Genomic DNA, 2297 nt, shown 5'->3' with positions numbered 1-2297 from the left:
TGTAGCCGCTAACTTCCTTTGACCATGCCTTGCCCACGGCTTTTGTCCATGGCAGGCTGGAATTGCTCTCTTGAATTGTCTCTTGCCCGGGTATATAATTCCAGTCATCAACTGGTACCGGGGTGAAATAAAAAGGCCACGCCGCGAGTTCCCTGAAGAAGTCCTCGTAGCGTGGCTGCCAATAAATAGCATGGTCATATTATCACGTTACGAGATAAATTTCAAGCCCTCAGAAGATTTATTCTGGGTCAAAACTAAAGAGATTTCTATCTGCCCTTGCTGCGGTCAGCCGCTTTCCGGCTATGACCACCATCTTCGCCTAGTTCGCCTTCGCTGCGGCATCAAGGTTCGTCTGCTCGTGCCAAGGGGCTTTTGCCGCAACTGCCATCACCTGCATACGCAACTGCCGAGCTTTGTTCAGCCTTACAAGCACTATGAAGCCATGGTTATCCAGCAGGTCATGGATGGCAAAACTCTTTCGACCTGTCCGGCCGAGGATTCCACCATTCGCAGATGGCAGTCTGCGCTCCGGCACGCTGCTCCGTATTTTGAGACGCTGCTTTATGCCGCCAATCACACGAAGCGCCCCTTGTTTGGTGAATCCTTCCTGACGAAAGTACAAAAATCCAGCCGTCGTTGGTTAACTTCTGTCACTCGAATGCTCATTTCTGCCCGCGTGGATTTACCCACCTGCTTTGCGTTCACGCCGCCTGGCTGAAGGTGTATGCTCGCCTTATACAGTTGAAGGGAGCATATACGTTATGGAAAAATCTATGGAAGATGTGGCGGCGGCAAGGTTTGAGATCATCAGCCCATTGCTCGATGCCTCACTTGACCCGGTTTTGCGCATTGAAAAGCAGAAAGAGGTATCCTGGCACTGCGGAAAATCTTACCGAACCATCGGACGCTGGCTCAAATCCTATGCAGCCAATGGTTTTGCGGGGCTAAAGCCAAGCAAGACCTGCCCGAAGACGGTATCCGCTTTGCCGGAAAACTATGCCGAGATTTTAGAGGCGGCCATCACGCTTCGCCGGGAATGTCCGTCCCGCAGTGTGCGGGACATCATCCAAATCCTTGAGCTTGAAGGCCTGGCGGCGAAGGGAATATTGAGCCGCAGCACGCTGCAGCGGCATCTGCAGAAAGAGGGCTTTGGCCTGCGCCAGATCCGGCTGTATGCCAAACACGATGCGGCCTCACGCCGCTTTGCCAAATCCCACCGCTGCATGCTATATCAGGGAGATATCAAATACGGGCCGTATCTGCCGATTGGCAAGGACGGCCAGAAAAAGCAGACCTATCTGGCGGCCTGGATCGACGATGCAACACGCTTTGTGGTCGGTGCCAGCTTCTACACCAACCAGAAGGTCGACATCATCGAAGATACGCTCAGAGAAGCCATCCTCACCTACGGAAAGCCGGAGGCCATCTACGTGGACAACGGCAAGCAGTATCGGAGTAATTGGCTGCAAACAGCTTGTGCCAAACTTGGTATCAAGCTGTTGCATGCCAAGCCGTACCATCCGGAAGGCAAGGGCAAAATCGAAGCCTTCAACCGCCGGCTGGATTCTTTTCTGGCAGAAATTGCTTTGCAAAAGCCGGGCAGTCTGGAGGAATTGAACCATTATCTGGCGGTATGGCTCAAGGAGAAGTATCATAAGGATCCGCACGCCGGGCTCTCCGGCATTTCGCCGGAGACGGCTTACCTTACGGATAAGCGCCCGCTCTGTTTTCCAGATATTGCGGCTTGCCAGGAAGCTTTCCTGCATACGGAGACCCGGGAAGTGGACAAGGCCGGCTGCATCAGTTTTGACGGACAGAAATACGAGGTTGGGCTGAAACTGGTTGGCCGCAAAGTCGATGTCTGCTACGATGCCACCTGGAAAGACGAGGTGGAAATTCATCATAAGGATTTCCCTGTCTTCAAGGCCAAGCGCCTGCGGATTGGTGAAAACTGCGGCCAGACGCAGCTTTTTCCCGAAGCGACGCAGCCCATCGAAGCAAAGCATTCACGGCTGCTCACTGGTCTTGACCGGCAGTCCGGCAAGGCGCATAAACCAGCAACGGTCGCCACGAGCTTTCGCAACATGGCAAAGGAGCTGAATGCGCATGTATGAAGAATTCTTCTCGATGAAGCATACGCCATTTACCAATCGCATTCCTACGGATTGTTTGTATCTTTCCGATGCCGTGAGCGAAGGACTTGGCCGCTTATGCTATGCGGCAGATCAGCAGCTCTTTGCCGTGGTAACGGCGGAAGTCGGCTGCGGCAAGACGACGCTCATCCGGAGGCTCACCGG

3 protein-coding genes are annotated in these 2297 nt (G+C 53.6%); all 3 read left to right on the top strand.

Annotation, left to right across the window (positions count from 1 at the left end; genetic code table 11):
* Positions 1-190 precede the first annotated feature (190 nt).
* Positions 191-718, top strand: coding sequence for a DUF6431 domain-containing protein (locus tag HNR32_RS13615; protein ID WP_183863583.1), 528 nt, complete (start codon positions 191-193; stop codon positions 716-718).
* 43 nt (positions 719-761) lie between these two features.
* Positions 762-2114 carry a DDE-type integrase/transposase/recombinase gene (locus HNR32_RS13610; protein ID WP_183863580.1) on the top strand — a complete coding sequence of 451 codons (1353 nt, stop codon included), beginning with the start codon at positions 762-764 and terminating at the stop codon, positions 2112-2114.
* A partial coding sequence (locus tag HNR32_RS13605; protein ID WP_221300636.1) for a hypothetical protein occupies positions 2107-2297 on the top strand: 191 nt, incomplete at its 3' end. The genes HNR32_RS13610 and HNR32_RS13605, both read left to right, overlap by 8 nt.

This window comes from Pectinatus brassicae, assembly GCF_014201835.1.
In the GTDB taxonomy this organism is placed as follows: domain Bacteria; phylum Bacillota; class Negativicutes; order Selenomonadales; family Selenomonadaceae; genus Pectinatus; species Pectinatus brassicae.
The sequence above is the reverse complement of the archived record's forward strand: the minus strand, read 5'-3'. Positions and strand labels throughout refer to the sequence as shown.